This window comes from Streptococcus sp. HMSC36C04, assembly GCF_001839535.1.
Taxonomy (GTDB): Bacteria; Bacillota; Bacilli; order Lactobacillales; family Streptococcaceae; genus Streptococcus; species Streptococcus hominis.
In genome coordinates this window covers 75,297-92,182 of the sequence record NZ_KV841586.1, presented here as the reverse complement: position 1 = coordinate 92,182, position 16,886 = coordinate 75,297, and the positions used below count along the sequence as shown (strand labels likewise).

The following is a 16,886-nucleotide window of genomic DNA, read 5'->3' as shown; positions in this document are numbered from 1 at the left end:
TTTTTTATTTTTCTTAAACTTTTTCTTCCAATTTTTCCTGTCTCCTCTTTCTTATCTCCTGTAAACTGCTAAATACTTGTACTGGTCATACGAAATAGAAAATATGTATAAACTAAAAATTCTATGACCTATTATCATAGAACTTTTATATCATTTTTATATATATTTATTGTTTATCTCTAACAATCATCTCAGCTATCCTATTTATGGCTTAATTTTCTAGTCAAAAAATCACCAGCAAACTGAATGGCAAAGATAAGTACAATAATAATGATCGTTGCTAAAATTGTTACATCGTTATTATAGCGATTGAAGCCATAAGCAATCGCAACATTCCCGATTCCTCCAGCACCGACAGCACCAGCCATTGTAGTCTCGCCAACGAGAGAAATGAGAGTGACTGTTGTCACACGAATCAAATCTGGCAAACCTTCTCGCAGATAAACACCGACAAGATCACCAAAAGTTGCTCCACTAGCTTGGGCGGCCTCGATAACACCGCCGTCTAACTCAGCGAGTACAACTTGAACTTGGCGAGCAAAGAAAGCAAATACTGCAAAAGAAAGAGGTACGATAGCTGCATTTGGTCCAATACTAGTCCCCACAATCAAGTGTGAAAAAGGTGAAAGAACAGCTAACAAAATAATAAATGGGATAGCACGGAAGATAGATGTGATTTTGTCTAAAATCCAAAAAGCTACTTTATTTTCCAAGACACCTCCTGGAGCAGTCAAAACAAGAAAAAGCCCTGCAATTAAGCCTAACAATCCGCCGATAATAAAAGAAATGACTGTCATATACAATGTCAAGTAAATAGCTGTTCCCCAGCCAGCTTGACCGCTCCAACCCATTCGATAAACATTCGGCAAGTATGTTTGAATAAAATTTTCCATCTATGCTTCTCCCTTCAATACTGTCAATTGAACACCAGCTTCACGAATGGCTGCTTTAGCCGCTGTTAGATTTTCCTTTTCACCAGATAAAACAACGACCAATTCTCCGACAGGTGTTCCACCTAAAATTTCAATATTTCCATAGAGTATATTGGCAGTAACTTGATGATGTTTGTAAATTTCATTCAGCAAGGGTTCATCTGTAGAGGTTCCTGCGTACTTCATTTGCACCAAGAGACTATTTTTCGCCAAATGTTTGACAATTTCTTGTTGCTCAATCTTGCCCATAGCTTCATCAATTCCTGTTGCAGTCGCGATGAAGTCTTTGGTTAAGTCTTGCTGAGGATTAGAGAAAATATCCAAAACAGAACCTTCTTCAATCAGTTGACCGTCCTGCATAACTGCGACACGATTAGCGATGTCTTTGACAATTTGCATCTCATGAGTAATCAAAACAATTGTTAATCCCAGCTTTTGATTTAAATCTTGTAAAAGAGCTAAAATTTGTTTAGTTGTTTTTGGATCTAGAGCTGAGGTTGATTCATCAGAAATCAAGATTTTAGGGTCATTTGCTAAAGCACGCGCAATGGCAACCCGCTGTTTTTGCCCTCCGGAAAGCTGAGAAGGATAATTTTCAGCGCGATCGGCTAAACCGACCAACTCCAACAGGGTACGCACTTTTTCTTTCTTTTCTTCTTTTGATAGACCAGAATGTTTCAACGCAAAAGCGACATTTTCTTCTGCCGTCAATTGACTCATCAGATTAAAATGTTGAAAAATCATGCCGATGTCTTGACGTTTGCGGCGCAGCTGTTCTGCTGTCAAGGTTACTTTATTGTCAAAAAGAACATCATCATCTACAATAATTTTCCCGCTCGTTGGAACTTGCAGTAGGTTAATGACACGAACCAAGGTTGATTTCCCAGCCCCAGAATAACCGACAATTCCATAGATATCTCTTTCTTGAATATGAATCGTCACATCTTTAACTGCTTGAATCTGACGTTTCTTTTGTTGAAAGGTTACATCAATGTGATCTAACTGAATCATTTCTTTACTCATAACTTGCAATCAGCTCCTCTACTAATTCAATATGGGTGTAATAATCTGCAATGCGGACATTTTCGTCACCGCCATGGTCTCGACTATTCGCATTTCCAAGTCCAAAGGCGACCATTGGTACCTCAAGTACTTCAAATACCGTGTGCATCGGTCCTGTACCTGCTGTAGTTGGTAAGACAGAAACTCCTTTTTGATAGAATTTCTTAGCTAGTTCAATGACATTTAAAATCGGCGACGCACTCATATCACTACGATGGCTCATTTCTCCCAAAGTATAAACTAATTCTACCTTATCAAAACCATTTTTGTCGAGTTGTTTGCGAATCAGTTCCAATACTCCATGTGGTTCCAGTCCTGGCACTAAGCGAACCTCTACTTTTGCCGAAGCTTCTGACGGAAGAATCGTCTTCACTCCTTGACCTTGGTAACCAGAAGTAATTCCTTCAATGTTCAAAGATGGTTCAAAGAAAATTCGATTTAAAAAAGATTTTTTCTCTTCTTGTAATAAAGGTAATTCCAAACCATAAATAGTTTCTACTTCTTCTGGACTGCGCTGAGCGTATTGTTCCACTAAAGCTAACTCTCGTTGATTAGGTGCGATTACTTGATCATAAAGTCCTTCTACCTGAATACATCCATCCTTATCTCTCAAGCTAGCAAGGGCGTTCAACAAGTACCAAGAAGCCGAATCAATCACACCACCAAAGCTAGAATGAATATCCACTTCCGCACTTTTGACCTTCATATCAAAGGTCACAATTCCCTTGTTCCCACCAGAAATTTCTAGTTGCCCTAAAGAATTTTTAATTCCTTGTTCCCAAACGAGAAGATCTGCCCCTTGCAGAAGCACCTTGTGTTTGGCTAGGTATTTTTCTAAATCAACAGAAGCAGACTCTTCTGCTCCTTCCATCATAAAAATGACATTGACAGGTAACGTTTTATGCTTTTGTAAATATTTTTGCATAGCCGTCAAACGCGCGATAATATGTCCTTTGTCATCATCTACTCCGCGACCATACATGCCACCGTCTCGAATAGATAAGGTAAATGGGTCATCTGTCCAAATCTGATCGCTATCTGCCGGAACCGTGTCGTAGTGATTATAAAAAATAATTGTCTTAGCTGTAGGGTTTGAACTTTTAAACTTCGCTATCACAAATGGCGCTGTATAGCTATCATCTAATTCCACCTCCGCACCAGCTCTTGTAAAGATTTCTTTTAGATAAGCAGCCACTTCTTGTAAACCGACTTGTTGAGCGAAGATTGATTTTTTAGCAATCAAAGTTCGTAAAATGGCGATATATTCTTGTGTTACTATATCTTGTTCAAATTTTTTAATTTGCTCTTCTTCACTTGAAAATGTCATATTTTCTCCTTATAGAATGGCGACAAAACTCAGTCGGTAATTCCAACTGAGTTTTTAGACTGAAATACAGCTAATGAAATAAAGATTACCAAACCGGTTGGTCTAAACCATCTGATGTTTCTTCAACCACTTTTTTCACTTCATCTGAATGATAAGCTTTAATGAGTTTCTTAATGGCATCTGCTTTTGGAGATTTTTCCCAATCTTTTTTAGCTGCAATGATGTTAAACCATTGTTTTGAATTTTTATCTTTCGGTTCAATGAACAAGGCTTTTTTATAGTCCAATTTTGCTTCTGTTACAAATGTATTGTTTACAACGGCTGCATCTACTGAAGTCAATGAGCGAGCTGTTTGACTAGCATCCAATTCTGTAATTTTCAATTTTTTCGGATTTTCTTTGATATTTGCCACAGTTGCCAATTCATTTCCAGACTTGTCTAATTTAATCAATCCTGCAGATTGCAATAAATTAAGCGCCCGACTTTCATTTGTCGCATCATTTGGAACTGCAATTTCTGCACCATTTGGAATTTGATCTACTTTCGTATATTTATTTTTCCCATTTTTGGTACCAGAGTAGAGGCGAATTGGTGAAATATAAGTTTCAGCAGTTGCAACTAAGTTTTGCTTGTTTTCCTTGTTCCAGTTGTTCAAGAAATAGTAATGTTGGAAAGCATTGATATCCACTTCACCATCAGCGACCGCTTTATTTGGTTGCGAGTAGTCCGTAAATTCTGTAAATTCCAATTTAATATTGTCTTTTTTCAACAATTCTTGAATCTTGTCCCAGCGTTTTTCTTCTGAGTCACTCTTTGTCATCACACCAACTTTAATCGTTTTGGCGTCGTCACTTTTATTTCCTGAACCACAAGCTGCTAAGCCAATCACTGCTGCAGCTGCTAGAGCTGTTATTCCAAACCATTTTTTAAATTTCATTTTCTATCTCCTTTAAAAATCTTATGAAAATAGTATCGCACATATTTACCTGATTGACAAATTGTTATTTCATAACAAAGGGTATAGTTATAAACTATAACTGTTTTGTATAAGAAAACCAGCTGAAACTTTGAAACTAGCTGGCTTTACATTCTCTTATTTCACATCTGCTTCTACTGGCAAGTAACTACCGCCAAAGAATTTTTGGGATAGTTTTTCCAGAGTTCCGTCTTTATACAACTCTTGAATGCGCCTATTAACAAATGTCTTCAACTCATCTTGTCCTTTTGCTAAAAGTGGATAAACATAAGGTTGTTGGTCACTTGGTAAATCAATCACTTTCAAGTTGTCCAGTTTTTGATTTTTAATGACTGTTTCTACACCAATTTTATCAAAAATCTTATAATCAAACTTACCGTCGTTTAAATGACTCATAATCTGTTGAAAATCTGCTTTTGTATAGCTAATTTTCGTTGGATTGCCAGAATGTTCTTGGTTGTATTTTTCTAATTGTGCTGCAGTCGTTGTCCCTTGTACAACTTCTGTTGTTTTCCCACCAATATCATCCAGCGATTGAATGCTTTTATCAGATTTTTTCACCACTAAAACGTTTGGATTTTTAGCAGTTGGAGCTGCGTACAAATACTTTCCTGCACGTTCTTTTGTATAGCTGATATTGTTGACCGCCATTTGGTAGCGATCACTATCCAGACCTGCGAAAATACCTGACCACTCTGTTGTTTCAAATTTTACCTTGTATTTGTCAGAATCTTTGAAGATCGCACGAACGACTTCGATTTCATAACCTGTTAGTTTACCATTTTCTTCATAGTTAAACGGCTTGGGTGAAGCATTCGTTGCGACTTTAATTTCTGTTTTTCCAGATGAAGTCGTTGATTTTGAATTGGAGCAAGCTACTAAAGCTCCTATTGTCAAAAGCCCAAGGGCTGTTAAAGAAGAATATTTTAACACTTTTTTCATATTCCTATAATAACCTCTTTCATTAAGATAAATCTTATCATATCAAATATTTTCCTTCTTGACTATTATTTGATTTTTATCAAAGTGATAGATTTTCTTTATAAAGTAGAGCTAAACGAAATCAGATTTTTACCAAACATTGATACATTTGACGAATAGTGGAAAACTCAATTACCTTTCTAAACTAACTGCGCGCGTTAAAGCGACATCAATATTAGCACAAAAGTTGTCTGCACCAACTCTATCAATAAAGCTTGCTTTTTCCATGACATGGTAAGGTTGTTCGTTGACATTGCCAAGGAGCTCTTCAAGAGCATCCAATCCTGAAATATCCATTGCAGACACACTGCGCATACGAAGAATTAAGACATTTTTACCTTGTTCAGACAAAATAAGTCCTTGATTTGTCCAACGATGATTCCAACGGCAATTCCAAGGGTAAATCCAACAGTGATGGTCTTTGAAATAAATTTAATCAGATCATCAAAATGCAACAAACCTATGCCAATGAGCATAAGACCAGCTAAGAAAGTAGCCACTGTCAGACCAGCCAGACCGTATTGCGCAATAATTCCATAAATGATAACAACCAAAGCGGCTGTTGGCTCACCAATCTGACCACGACTCCCACCTAAAAAAGGAAATGAAAAAACCAACTACAACAGCTGTATAAAGATCTTGCTTTGGATTGACCCTCGAAGCAATCGCTAAAGCAATTGACAATGGTAAGGCAATAATTGCCACGATAATCTAGCTACAAGGTCTTTGACAAATTGTGCACCCGAATAATTCTTTACCATACTAAAAACTTAGGATTGATATGCTTAAAAGCGTCCATTTCCCTGTTCCCAGACGCTTGCGAGAATCTTATTACCATTGTAATATAACCCCATGTAAAATCTCTAGATGACCTGAATATGAAAACTTACCAGAAAAGGCGATAGTTATTTCACCAACGCCTTTAACAATTATTCTCATTCGTTTCTATCCTTTAGTGAGGAGATAGAAAGGCTGGCTAAACCAAGTCCAAGCATTGTCAGTGCAGCCTTAGTGTCCACTTTTCCTAAAGCAGATAAAACCACTACAACAATCCCCATGGCTACTCCAAGTCCTCTCAACACGGTGTCAACAATATCAGATTTTCTATTTTTCTTGTTTTCTTTCATCACTGTCTGTCCTTGCATCAGCTCATCTACCGATGTATCAAACAGGTCTGCTAATTTAGGAATGGTATTAATATCTGGATAGGATAAATCTCTTTCCCATTTTGAAACAGCCTTATCAGTGACCCCCATCTTTTCAGCCAGTTCTAATTGTGTCATCCCTTTTGCTTTCCTTAATGATGAAATCATCATACCTAGTGTTTGTTTTTTCATCAGATTTTTCCTCCTTCCATTTGCTAATTATATTGTAGCACCTTTTCTTACAAACTCAATCGACCAATAGTTTACTTCTCTCAACTTATAGTTTATCACTGGTTTGTCTGCTTTTTACGCTCCTTATTTGAATTTCTAGAATAAACTAATCTACAACAAGCAGTCTTGGAAACCAACCTCACTCTTCAACTACATATTATTAGCTAGCCACCTTTTCTACCAAATTTCATGTCTACTCTATCAAAGTAAAGAAGATACTAGCTCAACATACTTACGGTCTTATAACTAAATTTCTTAAAAAACACTGAGAGATTAGTAAGTAACAAAAAAAGAGACTGGGACAAAATTATCTCAGTCTCAATCTGTATTAGTAAAAAACTCTTGACGCAGTAGCTGTCGGACTCTTCATTTGCTTTTTAAGCTCAGAAGAGTATCTAAGCAACCCTACGGTGGTGGGACAGAAGTAAAAATCAAAAATATTTACTTCTGTCCCACCACCTCTTTCTTCACTATTAAAATCCTTCTACATTTGTATAAATCTTTTGGACATCTTCGTCATCTTCCAAAACAGCATACAATTTTTCAAATGTTTCTAAGTCTTCACCTGATAAGGTCACATCAGATTGCGGAATCATTTCCAACTCTGTAACTTGGAATTCTTCCACACCAGATTCGCGGAGAGCAGTCAAAGCCTTGTGCAAATCTGTCGGTGCGGTGTAAACTGTAATGCTTCCGTCTTCTGCTTCTACATCATCCACATCAACATCAGCTTCTAGCAGTTGTTCAAACACACTGTCCGCATCGTCTCCTGCAAATACAATGACACCTTTATTATCAAACATATAAGACACTGAGCCACTCGCTCCCATGTTTCCACCATTTTTACCAAAGGCAGAACGAACATTTGCTGCGGTACGATTGACATTTGAAGTTAGTGTATCCACAATAAGCATTGAACCATTTGGACCAAAGCCCTCATAACGTCCTTCAGTAAAGGTTTCGTCTGTATTTCCTTTTGCCTTATCTAACGCTTTGTCAATAACATGCTTTGGCACTTGCGCTTGCTTCGCACGTTCAATAACAAATTTCAAAGCTGAGTTCGATTCTGGATCTGGCTCTCCTTTTTTAGCTGCTACATAGATTTCAACACCAAATTTAGCATAAACTTTTGAGTTTGCACCGTCCTTGGCAGTTTTTTTCGCCACAATATTGGCCCATTTACGTCCCATTGGATATTCTCCTTTAGATTTTCACTTTTTCAATCTTTTTTATTATATCACAAGTCAGGTTGAATTTCACTAGCAAATTATTAACAAAAAATCTGTTCCAAAAAATAATTTTTGCATCAATCTAGCATTATCGGGATTCTTCCAAAATTCTGATCCTCTAGTTGGGCGTTCCCTAGCTGATAAATACAATCAGCTCGCTGGGTTAAGGAATCCCATGGTTCTTGACCGATACGACTGACGAAGTCTGTTTTCCCTTTCATCTTTTTAAGATGTTCTCGACCTGCTTGAGTAAAGCCCAAGATATGAATACCGCTAGGCAACTGATCATTTCTTGCACCGACCAAAATATAAGTCAGAATTCGTCTGATTCGTGCTTTCGTATATCGCTTGGTTGCGACTTGTTCGACCAACTCCTCTACGCTATAACTGGTTTTCACTGCTTCCTGCAAGCGTACCGAAAGTTCTCGATTAACCTGATAAAAACTCGTCAAATCGGGATGACTGATAATCTGGTAACGCAGCAAAGGATAAAGTGCTGACCAGGTCACTTTGGGAGACTGAATCAGCAGTTCATGAGCCGGGGTAAATTTCTCCAGAAAGTCTGGACAATTAAGACGCTCTCTAAGAGCCGTAGCTGAGGCATATTTTAAATTTTCTTCTTGCGAATGATAGCCAGCTCCTTGACGCTTGATTGGAAGAATCTCAATAGCCTTTCCAGCACAAGCTTTGGCATAAGAAAGTCCTAAAATGTGATTGGGTGTATTGCCTGTGAATTTTACACCAGCAAACTTTTCCCACATTTTCTGTGTTTTCTGTGGATAAGACAAATCATCTGGCAAACTTTGTACGTAGTCCAGCATTTTCTGTTGATTATCTGTATAAATCTGTGAAAAGTGTTGATAATCTAAGACCTCTTCCGTGCCAAAGGTCAACTTATTCACACTAAGGCGCTCTAAAATATCTACTGCTCCTTGTGCGAAGTAGTCAGCTGACTGAACAGCCACCAAAAATGGCAATTCAACCACCAAATCAGCGCCATTTCGCAGAGCCATTTCCGCGCGTATCCACTTATCTACAATCGCGGGCTCACCACGTTGGACAAAATTGCCGCTCATGGCAATAATTTTCAAACCTTTAGCCTGCTCTAGCAAGTATTTATGACCATTGTGGAAGGGGTTGAATTCTGCAATGATACCGGTGATAGTCATGTGGCGCTCCTATTTTAAATTAGCTCTTCACTAACATTGTGGTTTGTTTTTTTCAACAATTTTATATTTTCATCAAGTTTAGACACTTCGTCATATATTTTCCAGACATCATCAGCATATCTCGAAGAATTATTGTATTTTAAGGCGAAATTCCTTATTCTCTGGTAAGGGTAATCATCTTCTCCTATAATATATAAATCATGAATTTCTTTCACAAGTAAAGAAACGCTATGATTATCATTTCTAGAATCATTTTGCGCAATATTTCGGGTAGAAGATTTTATAATATTCTCTATATATCTAATAAATTTTGGGCGTTCAAAATCTTCCACTATCAGAATTGCAAGAGCCAAGTAAAGTTCTTCACCTTCTAATTCAAATAAAACTTTAAACTTAGAAAGGTACAAATCCAACTTCTCTAAAATGAATCTAGTACGTCTTAAATCGTAATCATCTCGCTCATAAATAATTTGTATTGTTGAAACTAAAAATATTCCCAATATCAAGTAAAGCTGAAATGTCGTATTATTAGCATTCGGCAGTATATCTTTTACATCTCCAGTAAAAGATATTGAAGATAAATACCAATTAAACAGAATTGAACTTCCAGCTATAAAACTAACAAAAAGCCAATTTACCAGTTTTCGTCTCCCTAATACAAACACTAATAGAGAAAACCATAACCAAAACAGTACACTTATAAGCCAAAGCATATCAAATTGGATATAATTACACTCCAGTGTAGAATTTACAAATAAAGTAAATATATATGCTAGAGACGAAAAAATAGGAGAAGCCAATATCCAGAAAATAACACTGCCTGTACTGATACTATTGTTGCTTGGAGAAAAAAATCTCGTACTAAATCCCTGATAATCTTTTACATTCACGGATAAAATATTCTTCAATACACAAAATTCTATAACTACGATTCCTACAATAATTAATAATTGAAACATTAAATCATTCCTTTATACATATAATACGTGGGGATATAACGATTTTCTCATTTCTCCACCACAAAGAACCAGCGGTTTGATTTTTTGCGTGGCTTTTTGTCCTCAAAGTCGGCGTAGAGTTTGAATGATTTGAAACCTGCTTGTTCCAAGAGGATATCGTAAGTTAGAACTTCATAAGTGCGCTCTTCATGGACTTCGTCGTAACGTGTGAAGCGCCCGTCTTCGTCTTGCAAGAAAAAGGTCAATTCATGCACGACTGAATGTGGCGCCTCATCGGCGTATGTATCCCAGACCATGGCAAATTCTTCAGCGTTTTCATGGTAAGAATAGCCAGGAAAGACTGTGTCTGTCTGGTAAGTTGAGTGCACGTCAAAGATGAATACTCCGCCTTCGTTCAAGCAGTTGTAAACTTGCTGAAAGACATCACCGACTTCAATTTCATCGGCCATGTAGCAAATTGAATCAGAGTAGCAAGTCACCAAATCATATTTACCAGCTTGCGACAAATCAAGCATGTTGCCCTGTCTGAATTCAATAGCTTCACCTGCTTCTTTGGCACGTTTACGAGCGATTTCAAGCATCTCATCACTCAAATCCAATCCCGTCACATCAAAGCCAGCTTTGGCAAAGCGTACGGATTGAATCCCAGTTCCACAAGCTAATTCTAAGAGCTTTTTCTTATTTTTTGGAAAATGGCGGAGCGAAAAATCGGTCCATTTATCATAAAGACTATCATCCATAATAGCATCATAGACTGATGCGAAGGTTTCATAAGTTGTCATCTTATCTAGAAGTACCAAAAAGGTACTCTTCCTTTCTTCTCATTGAAAGAGGTTGGGACAATGTCCTCAACCCTCATCGTTTTTTATCTACAAGGCTTGTTTCTCAAGCAATGGTGTCACATCCACACCAACGGCTTCATGCCAGAGTTTTTCAAGGTTGTAGTGATTCCGCATTTCCTCAGAAAAAATATGAACAACCACCTCGCCTAGATCCAAAAGTACCCAGCCTCCAGCAGAGTCTCCTTCTACATGGCTAGCTGATTGCCCTGCTTCTGTGACTTTTTCACGAATATTATCAGCAATAGCCTCTAGTTGACGGCTGTTCATAGAGCTGGCAATGACAAAATAGTCTGTCATCGTCGTCAATTCTTGCAAATCTAGCACAGTAATGTCTTCTGCTCGTTTTTCATCCGCTGCTTTTACAACAATTTCTAATAGTTCTTTTTTATCCATTTAATCCTCTTTTAAAATTTCTTCTAAATCAGCCACTTGGGCAAAACGTCCGTTCCAAGTATTTTCATAATGCTGTATTAATTGTTCTGCTGTAATTTCTCTTTCAGCAAAGGTAGTCGTGCCATTTTTAACAACTGCCAAATCATAACCAAACTCAAACGCCACCTTAACAGTCGTATCAATGCAATAATTCGTTGCCATGCCAATGATAATCAGCCGCTCAATAGCTTGGCTATCCAGATAAGTCTGTAAATGAGTTTCTTTAAAAGCACTATTATAATGTTTATCAAAGATTTTTTCGCCAACTTCTGGAGCAATAACTCCGTAAATTTCCCAGCCATGACTTCCTGTCAGTCGTTCGTCGTCATTGTGGCGGACATAAATCACTTCAATGTTTTTCTCACGACAAGTGGCGATTGCTTTTTGCCAGACAGATAAGCAGTTATCAACAGCATACGGTTTAGCCTCTATCAAGGCTGTTTGAATATCAATCACTAACAGAGCCATTTTCATTTGTCATCTTTCATAAAGCCAACATACGCATTATAAGTCTCAATGGTTTGTGGGAAGATAGGCAAGCCCTTATGTGCCAGGTGCTCTACCGTCCGCGCTGTTTCGTAGGCAACCGCCTTATTTAACGATTTTTTAGCAATTTCACGTGCTTGCTCCACTCCTGGAAAGTTCCGATTAGGCTCAATATAGTCTGCTACGTAGACCACCTTATCTAAATCGGACATTTGGGCAGAACCTACGGTATGAACTTCGATAGCTCGTAAAATTTCTGGATCTGTCAATCCTAAATCTTCCTGAATTTTATAAATGCCGACCATGCCATGCCAGACATTATTTCCCCAATCTTTCAATGCTGGATCCAGAGCATACTTATCAATCAGTGCCAGAAATTCTTCGTCAGAGAGCTTTTTTGCATAATCATGGAGCAGACCTGCCAAACCAGCTTTTTCTACATCTACACCGAAGCGCTCTGCCAAGTCAATCGCTGCTTGTTCCACTCCTAGACAATGTTTAAAACGTTTCTCTGGTAAAAGATGCTGCATTTTGACTAAAAGCTGCTCACGAGAAATTCCCACGTAAGTTTCATATCCCATTATTGTAAAGCCCTTCTTTCTCAATATAGTCTAAAACTGGCTTGGGTAGGAGAAAATTAGGCGTCCGACCTTGAGCCAGAAAATCTCGAACCATACTCGAAGAAATATCCATCAACGGCACATCTACCCAGATAACTGGATAAGAGGTACCAGCTTTATAACGGGGACGCTGAACACCAACAAATTGCACCAAATCAACTAATTCGTCAATTCGATGCCACTTGGGAAGGTAATCTACCATATCCGCTCCGATGATGAAATAATAATCTGTATCTGGATGTTTTTCCGTCAAGAGCTTCATCGTATCATAGGTGTAACTAATACCCTTTCTCTCTAACTCAATGGTTTCAATTCCCAGACCTTCAATACCTTCAATCGCCAACTCCAGCATTTTCAGTCGGTGTTTCTCATCAATCGTGGATTTCTTATCAACATGTGGTGGCTCATACTCAGGCATCAGCAAGACTTGATCTAAACATAATTGTTGCCGAACTTGATCCGCCACAACCAAATGGGCATTATGAACTGGATTAAAGTTTCCACCTAAAATCCCCACCTGCTTTCTTTTTTTTGCTTTTACTTCTGGTTCCAACTTCACCTTGGTGAAGGGAGTCAGTAATTCAATTGCCATAGGCTGCTTCCTCTAAATTTCTTTTACCTTTACTGAAATTTTGCGGTTTTCCTTTTTGCTAGACTGTTTGTAGAGAATTAAAATACGGCCAATTTTTTGAACAGTATCCACACCGATTTCCTCTTCGAGAATTTCTGCTACTTCATGGATGTTCTCATCTGTATTTTGTAGAAGAGTTACTTTAATTAATTCTCTAGCATCTAGAGCTTGACGAACACTCGTTTTAATCTGGTCGTTGAGACCGTTTTTGCCAATCTGAATAATGGGTTTGAGACTGTGAGCTTGACTATTTAAAAAAGCTCGTTGTTTGGATGTTAATGACATAATAAGATACAAAGAACGACAAAACCAACAGAAAACTAGGAAATTCGACGAAGAATCAATGATTTTCTAAGAGAATTTTTCTATTTTCCAAAGTTTTAACTCGTGTTCAATTCCTTTCTAAAAATTGGTTTAACTGTGACGGTTTCTTACTAGAATTCCTTAGATAATGGCTTTTCGGGTCACTACTGCAACTCCCTCTGGTGCCCAGGCTACAATCTTTGCTGGTCCTGTCACGCGAATCCAGCCCAAGCCTGAAAAGACTACATCTGTTTTGGTTTCAATTTTCAACTCATGTTTGACGAGCTGAGGAAAATCTGCCACTTCTTTTTTAGAGGGCGGTGCTAGCAAAGAGCCAACATGCTTTTCATAAAATTCTCCCGCTCCTACAAGCTTGGTGCGGTGCAATTTGAGTTCATTGTCAAAATAAGCCGTAAAGCCTTGTTTATCACCTGACACAAAATCAAAGCGCCCCAAGCCCCCTAAAAAGAGGGTTTGTTCAGGATTGAGTTGGTAAGTTTTGGGTTTGATTTCCTTTTTAGGACTGACATATTTAAGATTTTTAGCAGACAGATAATGAGCCATTTGGTGGCGGTGGATAATCCCTGGTGTGTCGTAGATATGACTGCCGTCAGCCAGCGGAATCTCAATCTTATCCAGTGTGGTTCCTGGAAAACGCGAAGTCGTAATGATTTCCTTATCCCCAGTAATTTCCTGAATAATAGCATTGATAAGGGTGGACTTACCAACATTGGTCACGCCGACCACATAAACATCTCGGCCTTTCCGATATTGCTCAATCTTTTCAATCAATTCTTTAATCGCTTGCTTGTTTTGAGCTGAAGTCAAAACTACATCAACAGGGCGCAGTCCTTCCTCGTGAGCCCGCTCCGTCAGCCATTGGGCAACCTTGCTCGTCTTAACCGACTTAGGGAGAATATCTTTTTTATTCCCGACCAACAGCACATCGTTACCAGCCACAAAGCGTGGCAAACCCGGAATCACCGAACCATTAAAATCAAAAATATCTACTACATTGACTACGAGAGCATTGCTGTCGCCGACTTCGTGGAGAAGTCTGAGAAAATCATCGTCTGTCAATTGCACATCGGTAATTTCGTTGTAGTGACGCAGACGGAAACAGCGCTGACAATACAGCTCACCTGTCTCCATTCCCTTTTCCAAAGCCGACTGAGGGGTGTAGCCAAGCCTATCCTTATATTTTGTCTGAATCGGTGCTCCACACCCAATACAGAGAATGTCTTCCATACTTAAATTCCTTTTTTATACTCAATCGGTCCATATTTTTCGGTGATTTTTTTCAACACACGACGCTCACGAGCTCGGTTAATCTGGGTCTTTAACGAATCATGCTCAACCAGTGGCTTAACCAAAATCGAACGAATTCCGGCTCTATGAGCAGCTCGAATGTCAGTCATGAGCTGATCTCCCACCATGACTACTTCATTTTTCTCAAAATGAAATTCTTTCAGCGCCCGATCAATCCCCCAAGTGAATGGTTTCATAGACCAACAGACATAGTCAATTTCAAACTTTTCAACTGCTCGTTTGACTCGTTTTTTAGTGTTATTGGACACCACAATAATCCGAATCCCTGCATCGCGCACATCATGGAGCCACTGCTTCATTTCTGGCGTTCCGTCGGGATTGTTCCATGCGATAAGAGTATTATCTAAATCCACCAAAACAGCCTTGATACCGTGTTTTTTTAAACTTTCAACTGTCAAATCATAAACTGCCTCAATCGCAAAATCAGGCATGTAGTTTTCAATTGCCACATTTCTCTCCAAACATTATACTTCTACCTATTTTAACATAAAAAAAGAGTTTTCGCACCCTAGATTTTTTCATCGATTTTATGTACAATTTGCCAAAAAATGTTTAAAAATGTTATAGTAAGAATAGAGAATTTAACACGGAGGAACTTATGGCAAATATGAGTAAGAAAATGACTGCCGTCTCCCCTCTTTTACAAAAATTTATCAACTGGTCTTCTATTGTTGGAGCAGTTGGAACAGTAATTTTCTGTATCTGGGCCTATTATACTGGCATTTTACAATCCAAAGAAACTCTGTCAGCCTTTATTAAGCAAGCTGGCATTTGGGGACCGCCACTCTTTATTTTCCTGCAAATTCTACAGACAGTTGTTCCTATTATTCCTGGAGCTTTAACTTCGGTTGCTGGTGTTTTTATTTATGGTCATATCATTGGAACCATTTATAATTATATCGGCATCGTCATCGGCTGTGCTATTATTTTTTACCTAGCGCGTACCTACGGTTCTGCTTTTGTCCAATCGGTCGTCAGCAAACGCACCTATGATAAGTACATCGGTTGGCTGGATGAAGACAATCGTTTTGAGCGTTTTTTCATCTTTATGATGATTTGGCCTATCAGCCCAGCGGATTTTCTTTGTATGTTAGCAGCCTTAACAAAGATGACCTTTAAGAAATATATGATGATTATCATTTTGTGCAAACCAATCACACTAGTCATCTACACTTACGGTTTGACATACATCATTGATTTCTTTTGGCAATTATTTTCAAAATAAAAGGCAGAGCGAAACAAACGGCTCTGTCTTTTTATAAAATGCCTTTTCGTTTTTCCACTATCAAATCTTTTATAGAAATCAAGGCAACTGCTGATAAAATCATGAACATCCCGACAAAATCCAAAAAGTAAAATTGCTCGTGCATTATGAGAAAGGCAAAAAATACAGCCGATATAGGCTCAACAGCTGCTAGAAGGCTAGATTTTACCGGTCCAACCGAACTAGTTCCTTTGAGAAATAGCGTATAGGCGATAATTGTCCCTACTAGGATAATCCCCGCTAAAGCCAGATATACTTCCATTGACAACTGCCAATGAAAACGCAAAATACCGCTAAATGGTGTTAAGACAATGCCTGCTAGCATCATGCCCACTCCAATCACCGGAATGCTACCCCACGCCTTTATCAGCTGAATCGGAATAAGAATATACAAAGCGTAAGTGAATGCGGCAAACAGTCCCCAAAACAGTCCTGCAGGCGTGACAGATAACTGATTGAGCTGTCCGTGAGTGGCAATCAAAAAGGTTCCACCAACCGCTAATATCATAGACAATACTTCTGTCACAGTAGGTGCAACACGGTCTTTGAGACAAGTGTAAGCAAGGATTCCCACCGGACAAACATATTGTAAAACGGTTGCTGTTCCTGCATTGCTTTCATAAATAGACTTTAAATAAGCAAATTGATTGAGCAACAACCCTAATAAAGCAAACAGTGTCAAAGACATCATCGTCTTTCGGTCTTTTATCATTTCAATCAATTTTCTACGATTAGTTAGCACCATATACAATACCAACAGAAGTCCTGCAATTAAAAGTCGAATATTCGTTAAAACTAAAACAGGAAATCCATGCGTCATCAAGTATTGTCCGCTCGTCCCAGACAATCCCCATGCAATTCCTGCGACTAAGGTTAAAATGGTGCCTTTTGCTATTTTTGACATATCTTACCCCCAAGCTTTTCCATTCTATGATTATAGCACAAAAAATCAGCCGAAACGACTGATT

At 38.4% G+C, this 16,886-nt stretch carries 20 protein-coding genes and 1 pseudogene; 1 reads left to right on the top strand and 20 read right to left on the bottom strand.

The genetic code is table 11. The features are described 5' to 3' along the window. Nucleotides 1-200: 200 nt before the first annotated feature. From HMPREF3249_RS02965 to HMPREF3249_RS02875, 19 genes and pseudogenes are all read right to left on the bottom strand, one after another. The gene (locus HMPREF3249_RS02965) at nucleotides 201-893 is read right to left on the bottom strand and encodes a methionine ABC transporter permease (RefSeq protein WP_059221427.1); all 693 of its coding nucleotides are present in this window, start codon (nucleotides 891-893) and stop codon (nucleotides 201-203) included. After that, entirely contained in the window at nucleotides 894-1,955 is a 1,062-nt protein-coding gene (locus HMPREF3249_RS02960; protein WP_003028871.1) for a methionine ABC transporter ATP-binding protein, read from the bottom strand. It lies immediately after the preceding gene. Next, nucleotides 1,948-3,321: a M20/M25/M40 family metallo-hydrolase gene (locus HMPREF3249_RS02955; protein WP_049534380.1), complete on the bottom strand. Its 1,374-nt coding sequence runs from the start codon at nucleotides 3,319-3,321 to the stop codon at nucleotides 1,948-1,950. The genes HMPREF3249_RS02960 and HMPREF3249_RS02955 overlap by 8 nt, the downstream gene beginning before the upstream one ends. An 85-nt stretch (nucleotides 3,322-3,406) precedes the next feature. Then, nucleotides 3,407-4,258: a MetQ/NlpA family ABC transporter substrate-binding protein gene (locus HMPREF3249_RS02950; protein WP_049534382.1), complete on the bottom strand. Its 852-nt coding sequence runs from the start codon at nucleotides 4,256-4,258 to the stop codon at nucleotides 3,407-3,409. 156 nt (nucleotides 4,259-4,414) lie between these two features. After that, on the bottom strand, nucleotides 4,415-5,239 hold the full coding sequence (locus HMPREF3249_RS02945; protein ID WP_003039741.1) for an amino acid ABC transporter substrate-binding protein: 825 nt from the start codon (nucleotides 5,237-5,239) through the stop codon (nucleotides 4,415-4,417). Between the two features lie 171 nt (nucleotides 5,240-5,410). After that, complete coding sequence (locus HMPREF3249_RS02940; protein WP_059221429.1) at nucleotides 5,411-5,629, bottom strand: hypothetical protein; 219 nt, start codon at nucleotides 5,627-5,629, stop codon at nucleotides 5,411-5,413. Then, a pseudogene (locus HMPREF3249_RS09750) lies at nucleotides 5,620-6,077 on the bottom strand (SulP family inorganic anion transporter); the annotation flags it as partial. The pseudogene HMPREF3249_RS09750 and the gene HMPREF3249_RS02940, both read right to left, overlap by 10 nt. A 136-nt stretch (nucleotides 6,078-6,213) precedes the next feature. After that, on the bottom strand, nucleotides 6,214-6,615 hold the full coding sequence (locus HMPREF3249_RS02930) for a helix-turn-helix domain-containing protein (protein ID WP_003026092.1): 402 nt from the start codon (nucleotides 6,613-6,615) through the stop codon (nucleotides 6,214-6,216). 512 nt (nucleotides 6,616-7,127) lie between these two features. Next, entirely contained in the window at nucleotides 7,128-7,844 is a 717-nt protein-coding gene (locus tag HMPREF3249_RS02925; RefSeq protein ID WP_003026093.1) for a YebC/PmpR family DNA-binding transcriptional regulator, read from the bottom strand. Nucleotides 7,845-7,960: 116 nt separating this feature from the next. After that, nucleotides 7,961-9,052, bottom strand: coding sequence for a nucleotidyltransferase (locus HMPREF3249_RS02920; protein ID WP_003039372.1), 1,092 nt, complete (start codon nucleotides 9,050-9,052; stop codon nucleotides 7,961-7,963). Nucleotides 9,053-9,066: 14 nt separating this feature from the next. Then, nucleotides 9,067-10,011: a hypothetical protein gene (locus HMPREF3249_RS02915; protein WP_003039509.1), complete on the bottom strand. Its 945-nt coding sequence runs from the start codon at nucleotides 10,009-10,011 to the stop codon at nucleotides 9,067-9,069. Between the two features lie 47 nt (nucleotides 10,012-10,058). Then, nucleotides 10,059-10,793, bottom strand: a complete 735-nt coding sequence (locus tag HMPREF3249_RS02910; RefSeq protein ID WP_049534386.1) for a class I SAM-dependent DNA methyltransferase — start codon at nucleotides 10,791-10,793, stop codon at nucleotides 10,059-10,061. A gap of 87 nt (nucleotides 10,794-10,880) precedes the next feature. After that, entirely contained in the window at nucleotides 10,881-11,246 is a 366-nt protein-coding gene (gene rsfS, locus HMPREF3249_RS02905) for a ribosome silencing factor (protein WP_003039702.1), read from the bottom strand. Next, nucleotides 11,247-11,759, bottom strand: a complete 513-nt coding sequence (locus tag HMPREF3249_RS02900; protein WP_003039420.1) for a cysteine hydrolase family protein — start codon at nucleotides 11,757-11,759, stop codon at nucleotides 11,247-11,249. Next, the gene (gene yqeK, locus HMPREF3249_RS02895) at nucleotides 11,756-12,352 is read right to left on the bottom strand and encodes a bis(5'-nucleosyl)-tetraphosphatase (symmetrical) YqeK (RefSeq protein WP_003028838.1); all 597 of its coding nucleotides are present in this window, start codon (nucleotides 12,350-12,352) and stop codon (nucleotides 11,756-11,758) included. The genes HMPREF3249_RS02900 and yqeK overlap by 4 nt, the downstream gene beginning before the upstream one ends. Further along, nucleotides 12,342-12,983 (bottom strand): nicotinate-nucleotide adenylyltransferase, encoded by a 642-nt coding sequence (locus HMPREF3249_RS02890; protein ID WP_003039720.1) that lies wholly within the window; start codon nucleotides 12,981-12,983, stop codon nucleotides 12,342-12,344. The genes yqeK and HMPREF3249_RS02890 overlap by 11 nt, the downstream gene beginning before the upstream one ends. Nucleotides 12,984-12,995: 12 nt before the next feature. Beyond that, a complete protein-coding gene (gene yhbY, locus HMPREF3249_RS02885; protein WP_003039538.1) occupies nucleotides 12,996-13,307 on the bottom strand; it encodes a ribosome assembly RNA-binding protein YhbY in 312 nt (103 codons plus the stop codon). Between the two features lie 159 nt (nucleotides 13,308-13,466). Then, the gene (yqeH, locus tag HMPREF3249_RS02880) at nucleotides 13,467-14,573 is read right to left on the bottom strand and encodes a ribosome biogenesis GTPase YqeH (protein WP_059221435.1); all 1,107 of its coding nucleotides are present in this window, start codon (nucleotides 14,571-14,573) and stop codon (nucleotides 13,467-13,469) included. A gap of 2 nt (nucleotides 14,574-14,575) precedes the next feature. After that, on the bottom strand, nucleotides 14,576-15,103 hold the full coding sequence (locus HMPREF3249_RS02875) for a YqeG family HAD IIIA-type phosphatase (protein ID WP_022525446.1): 528 nt from the start codon (nucleotides 15,101-15,103) through the stop codon (nucleotides 14,576-14,578). 149 nt (nucleotides 15,104-15,252) lie between these two features. Here HMPREF3249_RS02875 and HMPREF3249_RS02870 point away from each other — a divergent pair, with 149 nt between their 5' ends. After that, nucleotides 15,253-15,879, top strand: a complete 627-nt coding sequence (locus HMPREF3249_RS02870) for a TVP38/TMEM64 family protein (RefSeq protein ID WP_059221437.1) — start codon at nucleotides 15,253-15,255, stop codon at nucleotides 15,877-15,879. Nucleotides 15,880-15,910: 31 nt separating this feature from the next. Here HMPREF3249_RS02870 and HMPREF3249_RS02865 read toward each other — a convergent pair whose 3' ends face one another. Beyond that, entirely contained in the window at nucleotides 15,911-16,822 is a 912-nt protein-coding gene (locus HMPREF3249_RS02865) for a DMT family transporter (RefSeq protein ID WP_059221439.1), read from the bottom strand. Nucleotides 16,823-16,886 lie beyond the last annotated feature (64 nt).